The following is a 7,612-nucleotide window of genomic DNA, read 5'->3' on the forward strand; positions in this document are numbered from 1 at the left end:
GTGAGCGCCGCCGCGACGCGCTCGGCCTCGACGCCGCCCGGCTGAACGCCCATGTGGGCGTCGCGGCGCTGGAGGAGATCGCGCGGACCGACGCCGCAGGCCGCCGCCTGCTGCAGGACGCGGCGGACGCGCTGAAGCTTTCCGCCCGCGGCTATCACCGGGTGCTGCGGGTCGCCCGCACCATCGCGGATCTCGACGGCGCGGAGACGGTCGGCCGCGCCCATCTGGCGGAGGCGCTGGCCTACCGCTCCACGCCTGCGCAGGCGGCGCGGGCGGCCTGACGGGCCGGGTCCGGCGTCAGCCCGCCATGTGGTCGAAGCGGGCGACGGCGCGGTCGAGCCGGGCGAGGTTCTCGGCGGTGTAGGCGCGGTAGTCGAAGTCGATCTTCGAGTGGACCTCCGACACCATGCTCCACAGCGCCTCGCGCAGCAGCGACGCCGCCTCCATCGCCTGCAGCCGCAGGCGCAGGGCGTCGTCGGGCGCCCGGCCGTAATAGATCTCCAGCAGCGCGTCCCGCTGGGCGTCGTCGAAGCCGTTGTTGGAGGCGAGGTTGCCGAGATCGAACAGCGGCGTGTTGAAGCCGCCATAGTCCCAGTCGATCAGCCACAGCCGCCGGCCGTCGTCGAGGAAGTTGCCCGGCAGCAGGTCGTTGTGGCCGTAGACGATCTCGGTCGGCCCGAGCGCCGCCTCCAGCCGCTCGGCGAGCCGGGCGTGAACGGGCAGCTCCGCCGCCAGCCGGCAGCCGCCCTCGCGCAGCGTGCGCAGATAGCCGCGCAGGATGTGGAAGGTCCAGAACCCGAGCGCCGGCCCGTGGATGCGGCGGGTGACCTCGCGATGGGCGGTGCGCACCAGCTCCGCCACCCGGGGCAGCTCGGCGCGCACGTCCGCCTCGCCGAAGGTGCGGCCGTCGATGTGGTCAATCACGATCAGGCCGGGCTCGAAATGGCGCAGCGCCGGCGAGACGCCCGCCTCCTCCGCCGCCTTCGAGGCCGCGCGCTCGTTGAAGCGCAGCACGTTGTGGAGCGGGATGTCATCGCCGAGCCGGACCACATATTTCCGGCCCGCGTCCTCGACCACGAAATTGGCGTTGGTGATGCCGCCGCCGAGCGGCGTCGGGTCCACCGGCCCGCGCCAGAAGGCGAGCCGGCGGATGCGGTCGAGCGCGGCTCCGTCCGTCATGCGCGCCGTCCCCCGTCCGTGTGCGCCGTCATGGCCTTGCGCCCCCCGCTGAACTGTCCGCTCCGTCTCAGGCCAGAACGCGCGCCATCTCCGGATCGTGCAGCGCGCCAAGATGGACGGTCGCCGGCACCCGCACGGTCGCCACGTCGAGTTCGTAGCGGCCCGAGAGCACGAAGGCCTCGTTCACGCCCTCCCGGCGCACGTAACCGTAGCCGATCGGCTTGCCGATGGTGTGGCCGAAGCCGCCGGAGGACAGCCAGCCCACCCGCTCGCCGTCGCGATAGATGGTCTCGCGGCCGAGCAGCACCACGTTCGGATCGTCCACCGTGAAGCCCGCGAGCCGCTTCTTGAGCGGCGCGCCCGCCTGCGCCTCCGCCGCCTCCCGGCCGAGGAAGGGCTCCGGCCCGTCGAGCTTCAGCGCCCAGCCGATCCCGGCCTCGAACGGCGAGTGGTCGGGGCCGACCTCGGCGCCGGTCGCCCAGTAGCCTTTTTCCAGCCGCAGCGTCTCGATGGCGCGGTAGCCGGCGTCGGCGAGGCCGAGATCCGCGCCCGCCGTCCACAGCGCGTCGTAGAGCGTGACCGCGAACTCGGTCGGAACATGCAGCTCGTAGCCGAGCTCGCCCACGAAGGTGACGCGCAGCGCCGTCAGCGGCGCGCCGGCCACGTTGAGCCGCTTCCATGTCCCGAAGGGGAAGCCTGCGTCCGAGACGTCGTCGCGGGTCACGCGCTCCAGCAGCCGCCGGGCGTTGGGGCCCATGAGAGCCAGCACCGCGTAGGACGAGGTGACGTCCACCAGCCGGGCGTCGAGCCCCTCGGGCAGGTTGCGGCGGATCCAGTCGAAGTCCCGCGTCGCCGCGCCCGTGCCGGCGATGACGTAATAGTCGGTGGGCGACAGCCGGGCGACGGTGAGGTCGCATTCGATCCCGCCCTTGGGGTTCAGCATCGGGGCGTAGAACACCGCGCCCACCGGCCGGCGCGCGTCCGACGCGCTGAGCCAGGACAGCGCGTCCTCCGCGTCCCGGCCGGTCAGCAGGAACTTGGCGAAGGAGGTCTGGTCGAACAGCGCCACGCCCTCGCGCGCCGCCGTGTGCTCCCGCGCCACCGCGTCGGTCCAGTTCGGCCGGCCGAAGGTGTAGCGGTCGCGGGGCTCCTCGCCCTCGGCCGCGAACCAGTTGGGCCGCTCCCAGCCGAGCTTCTCGCCGAACGCCGCGCGCTTCGCCGCCAGCCGGTCGTAGAGCGGCGAGCGCCGCAGCGGCCGGCCGCTGTCGTGCTCCTCGTGCGGCCAGGCGATGGTGTAGTGCTTGCCGTATGCCTCCAGCGTGCGGGCGCGCACCCATTCCACGTCCGAGGCGTTCCTGCCGAAGCGCAGGATGTCCACCGGCGAGAGATCGTAAGGCGGCCGCCCGCCCGCGATCCATTCGGCCAGCGCCTTGCCCGCCCCGCCGCCGGAAGCGATGCCGAAGGCGTTGAAGCCCGCGCCCACATAGAAGCCGGTCAGCTCCGGCGCCTGGCCCAGGATGAAGTTGCCGTCGGGGGTGAAGCTCTCGGGGCCGTTGATCAGCTCCTTCACGCCCGCGGTCTGAAGCGCCGGCACGCGGCCGAGCGCCAGCTCCATCAGCTGCTCGAAATGGTCGAAGTTCGACTGCAGCAACTGGAAGTTGAAGCCGGCGGGAACGCCGTCCCGCGCCCAGGCGATCGGGTTCGGCTCGTAGCCGCCCATCACGAGGCCGCCCACCTCCTCCTTGTAGTAGGTGAGGCGGTCGGGATCGCGCAGCGTCGGCAGGGTTGAGGTCACGCCCTCGATGCGCTCGGTCACCATGTACTGGTGCTCGACCGACACCAGCGGCACGTTCACGCCCGCCATGGCGCCCACCTCGCGCGCCCACTGCCCGGCGCAGTTGACCACGATCTCGCAGGCGATCGGCCCGCGGTCGGTCTCCACCGCCGTGACGCGGCCGTTCTCGATCCGGAAGCCGGTGACCTCCGTGTCCTCGAGGATGCGGGCGCCGTTCATGCGCGCGCCCTTGGCGAGCGAGCCGGTGATGTCGGAGGGATTCGCCTGTCCGTCGGTGGGCAGGAAGGCCGCGCCGATGACGTCGGACACGTCCATCAGCGGCCACAGGTCCAGCGCCTCCTTCGGCGTCAGCAGGTGCATCTCCAGCCCGAAGGAGCGCGCGGTGGTGGCCTGCCGCTTCACCTCGGTCCAGCGCTCCTCGGTGCAGGCGAGGCGCAGGCCGCCGTTCATCTTCCAGCCGGTGGCGAGGCCGGTCTCCTCCTCCAGCGTGCGGTAGAGCTTCACGCTCTCGCCCAGCAGCTGGGTGATGTTGGCGTTGGAGCGCAGCTGCCCCACGAGGCCGGCGGCGTGGAAGGTGGAGCCCGAGGTCAGCTTGTGCTTCTCGAGCAGCACCACGTCCTTCAGGCCGAGCTTGGCCAGATGATAGGCGGTGGAGCAGCCGATGATGCCGCCGCCCACGATGACGATCTGGGCCTGGGTCGGAAATTCGGCCATCGGGACGGTCCTTCGGGTGGCGCGCGGTCTGAGCGGCTCACATCAGGCCTCAGCCCCGACGGTCATGTCAACACACATCCACGACTTATGTGGCTTTGTGTGGCTTACTCCCGCATCCGCGTCATTCGCCGAAGCGCTCGCGCCACAGCCGCTCCCCGTCCGCGCACAGGCTGCGGCCTCCGGGCTCCGCGGAGGCGGGCCGCGGCCGCTCCGGATGGGCGTCGTCGTCGGGACCGGGGGCGCGGCCGGCGATCTCCAGCACCAGCTTGGTGCGCACAGCCTCCGGGAACTGCTCCACCGAGCGCACCGGCAGCACGAAGGCGCCCGGCCCGCCCACCACGCAGTCGCGGTAATAGACGTCGAGCTCGGCCACGTCCGCGAACCCGAAGCTCTGGTGCTTCAGCATCAGCGGCAGGCCGTTGACCACGATCCCCCGCTCCACCGCCTCGTCGCGGGCCGTGTCCACCGGCGGGCCCTGGTTGTTGGGGCCGTCGCCGGAGATGTCGATCACCTTGCGCAGGCCCTCGTAGCCGTTGTTCTCGAAGATGCGGACCGAGTGGCTGAGGGCGCCGGACAGCGAGGTGCGGAACGAGCGCTTCAGCGGCTGGGCGGCGAGTTCGGCGGCGAAGGCGCGGGCGCTGTCGACGCCGTCGATCAGCCGCCACGGCACCACGGTGCGCTGGTCGTCGGCGCCGGCCCATTCCACATAGGCCACCGCGATGCGCCCGATCATGCCCTGCCCGATGGCGTCGAGCACCGGCTTGGAGACGATGGCGGCGGCGTAGCCGTCGCGCTGCACCTGCTGCTCCTCCACGTCCATGGAGTAGGAGATGTCGACCGCCAGCACGAGTTCGAGATCGACCGGAGCGTCGCCTCTGGCGGCCTGCGCGGGGGCGCCGGCGCAGGCGGGCGCGGCGGCGATTGCCGCGAGCCGGAGCCCGACTGCGGGCGGTCGTGGCGGAGGTCGGCGGCGCGCGCGGCGAAACAGGCTGCGAACCGGACCGATCACTCCCATAGACCCCGCCTTTCGACGTCGACGCCACGGTGGACTACCCACCATGGTGCCACTCGAATCGGCGCTCCGCCAGCCGTGCGACACACATGTGACGGCGGGCCGCGGCGGTCGCGCGACCGCCCGCGGGGAGACGAGGGTTAGATCAGGGTCAGATGAGGGTCACTTGGCGGCGGCGTCCTGGGGCGGCAGGGCGTAGCGCTGCAGGATCGGGGCCTGGGCCATGGCGAAGATCATGGTGATCGGCATCACGCCCCAGATCTTGAAGGCCACCCAGAAATCGGTGGTCTGGGTGCGCCACACCACCTCGTTCAAAGCCGCGAGGAACACGAAGAACACCGCCCAGCGCCAGGTCAGCTTCATCCAGCCCTGATGGGTGAGCTGGAACGCCTGGTCGAAGGCGACCGCCAGCAGCGGCCGGCCGAAGGCCAGCCCGCCGAACAGCGCGCCGGCGAACAGCAGGTTCACGATGGTGGGCTTGAGCTTGATGAACAGCTCGTCCTGCAACGCCAGCGTCAGCCCGCCGAAGATCAGCACCACGGCGCCCGAGACCAGCGGCATCACCGGCACGCGCCGCAGCAGGACCCAGGACACGGCGAGCGCCGCCACCGTCGCCGCCATGAAGGCGGCGGTGGCGGTGAACAGGTCCGTCCGGCTGTTGGCGACGAAGAACACCACCAGCGGCCCAAGCTCGAGCGCGAGCTTCAGCAGCGGGTTGGCGGGGGTCTGAGGCGCGTCGTTCGGTGTCATGCCGTGAACCTTAGGCCGCGGGAAGCGGCGCCATGATGGCGAAGCGTCATGCGGGCGGCAGCCCGCGCGCCCGCGCGGCGCTGTCGATGAAGCCCCGGGTGGTGGCGATCAGCTCCGGCACGTCGAGCAGAAAGGCGTCGTGGCCCTTGTCGGTCTCGATCTCCACGAAGCTGACATTGGCCGCCGCCGCGTTGAGCGCGTGCACGATCTGGCGGGAGTCCTCGGTCGGGAACAGCCAGTCTGAGGTGAAGGAGACCACGCAGAACCGCGTCCTGGAGCGCCGGAACGCCTTGGCCAGCACGCCGCCGTGGTCGGCCGCGAGGTCGAAATAGTCCATGGCGCGGGTGACGTAGAGATAGGAGTTGGCGTCGAACCGCTCCACGAAGCTCGCGCCCTGGTGGCGCAGGTAGCTCTCAATCTGGAAATCGGCGTCGAAGCCGAAGGTGCGCGCGGCGCGGTCCTGCAGGTTGCGGCCGAACTTGGTCTGGAGCGCGGGTTCCGACAGATACGTGATGTGCGCGGCCATGCGCGCCACCGCCAGACCTTTGCGCGGGATCGCTCCCTCGACGAGGTAGCGGCCGCCGCGCCAGTCCGGATCGGCGGTGACGGCCTGCCGGCCCACCTCGTGGAAGGCGATGTTCTGGGCGGAATGCTTGGCGGCGGTCGCGATCGGCAGCGCGGCGAACACACGGTCGCCGTGGCTCGCGGCCCATTCCAGCACCTGCATGCCGCCCATGGAGCCGCCGACCACGGCGAACAGGTCCGGCACGCCGAGATGGTCCACCAGCGCCGCCTGCGCCGCCACCATGTCGCGGATGGTCACCAGCGGCAGGTCGAGGCCGTAGGGCTCGCCCGTGGCCGGGTTGAGCGAGGCCGGGCCGGTGGTGCCCATGCAGCCGCCCAGCACGTTGGAGCAGATGACGAAGAAGCGGTCGGTGTCGATCGGCCGGCCGGGGCCGACCATGGTGGACCACCAGCCCGGCTTGCCGGTGACCGGATGGACGTTCGCCACATGCTGGTCACCGGTGAGCGCGTGGCACACCAGCACGGCGTTGGAGCGCTCCGCGTTCAGCGCGCCATAGGTCTGGTAGGCGACGCGCACGCCGCCGAGCACCGCGCCGGACTCGAGCGTCAGCGGCCGGTCGAGACGCGCGACGGGGCTGCGCGGCGCGTCGGCCTCACGCCGCGCCGTCTCATGCACCGTCCGCTCGATCGTCGCTTCGCCCAAGGGCCCCTCGCGCTTCATCGTGGAGGGGGAGGTGAAGACCCGGCGGGCGGCGCTGTCAACGCCAAAGGCGCGCCGGCCCGCAGCACGGCGGCCCGATCGCGACTTTCGTCGCACTTGGGGGATTGATGTTGACAGTCTGACCACAACATATTTTGATTAATTCGCTAGATTATATATTTTGATGAGGATCGCGCCATGCCGCGCCTGCGCACGCTTCGTCTTCCGGGCGCATGTCGATGACCGCGCCGCGCATCGTCGCCCTCAGCGGCAGCCCCTCGGCCCAGTCCCGCACCCGGGTGCTGCTGGAGGAGCTGGTGCAGGCCATCGTGCAGCGCGCCGGCGGGCGTGTGACGCTGATCGACATCGGCGAGCTCGCCGCCGATCTCGGTCTCGCCCGCGCCCGCGGCGACGCCTCGCCGGAGCTGGAGCGACGCCTGCGCGACACGGAGACCGCGGACCTGATCCTCGCGGCCTCGCCGGTCTACAAGGCCTCCTACAGCGGCCTGTTCAAGCATTTCATCGACCTGATCGACCATCGGGCGCTCGTGGGCGTCCCGGTCGGGCTGATCGCCACCGGCGGCGGCGACCGCCACGCGCTGACGGTGGAGCACCAGCTGCGGCCGCTGTTCGGCTTCTTCGGCGCCCGCACCCTGCCGACCGGCCTCTATGTGGCCGAGGGCCAGCACCGCGACGGCCACATCACCGATCCGCTCGTGCGGGTGCGCGCCGATCTCCTGATCGGCGAGGCGATCGAGGCTCTGGCCCGCGCGCCGGTGCCCGCCCGCGCCGCGCAGCTTTTTCCCAACGCCTGATCGTCCCTTTGACCAAGGAGGCCTCCCCATGGCCGAGACACGACAGCCGCCCCGCCCCGACGCCCCGATCCGCTTCGCCTACTGGGTCCCGAACGTGTCCGGGGGTCTGGTGATCTCCACCA

The 7,612-nt window shown here is 71.2% G+C and carries 7 protein-coding genes; 2 read left to right on the forward strand and 5 right to left on the reverse strand.

The annotated features are described in order from the left end of the window. A partial coding sequence (locus ACFQ4O_RS13035) for a magnesium chelatase subunit ChlI family protein (protein WP_449289002.1) occupies positions 1 to 281 on the forward strand: 281 nt, incomplete at its 5' end. A gap of 16 nt (positions 282 to 297) precedes the next feature. On the opposite strand, the gene ACFQ4O_RS13040 is transcribed toward ACFQ4O_RS13035, so the two are convergent. From ACFQ4O_RS13040 to metX, 5 genes are all read right to left on the reverse strand, one after another. After that, complete coding sequence (locus tag ACFQ4O_RS13040; RefSeq protein WP_378776128.1) at positions 298 to 1,179, reverse strand: phosphotransferase; 882 nt, start codon at positions 1,177 to 1,179, stop codon at positions 298 to 300. A gap of 67 nt (positions 1,180 to 1,246) precedes the next feature. Next, a complete protein-coding gene (locus ACFQ4O_RS13045; protein WP_378776129.1) occupies positions 1,247 to 3,688 on the reverse strand; it encodes a GcvT family protein in 2,442 nt (813 codons plus the stop codon). A 121-nt stretch (positions 3,689 to 3,809) separates the two neighbouring features. Continuing rightward, positions 3,810 to 4,697: a DUF1194 domain-containing protein gene (locus ACFQ4O_RS13050; protein ID WP_378776130.1), complete on the reverse strand. Its 888-nt coding sequence runs from the start codon at positions 4,695 to 4,697 to the stop codon at positions 3,810 to 3,812. Between the two features lie 165 nt (positions 4,698 to 4,862). After that, entirely contained in the window at positions 4,863 to 5,450 is a 588-nt protein-coding gene (locus tag ACFQ4O_RS13055; RefSeq protein ID WP_378776131.1) for a septation protein A, read from the reverse strand. Between the two features lie 46 nt (positions 5,451 to 5,496). Next, positions 5,497 to 6,696, reverse strand: a complete 1,200-nt coding sequence (metX, locus tag ACFQ4O_RS13060) for a homoserine O-acetyltransferase MetX (protein WP_378776132.1) — start codon at positions 6,694 to 6,696, stop codon at positions 5,497 to 5,499. 218 nt (positions 6,697 to 6,914) lie between these two features. On the opposite strand from metX, the gene ACFQ4O_RS13065 reads away from it, so the two are divergent. Continuing rightward, complete coding sequence (locus ACFQ4O_RS13065) at positions 6,915 to 7,490, forward strand: NAD(P)H-dependent oxidoreductase (protein ID WP_378776133.1); 576 nt, start codon at positions 6,915 to 6,917, stop codon at positions 7,488 to 7,490. Positions 7,491 to 7,612: the final 122 nt, after the last annotated feature.

This window comes from Methylopila musalis (genome assembly GCF_042679725.1).
Classification (GTDB): Bacteria; Pseudomonadota; Alphaproteobacteria; order Rhizobiales; family Methylopilaceae; genus Methylopila; species Methylopila musalis.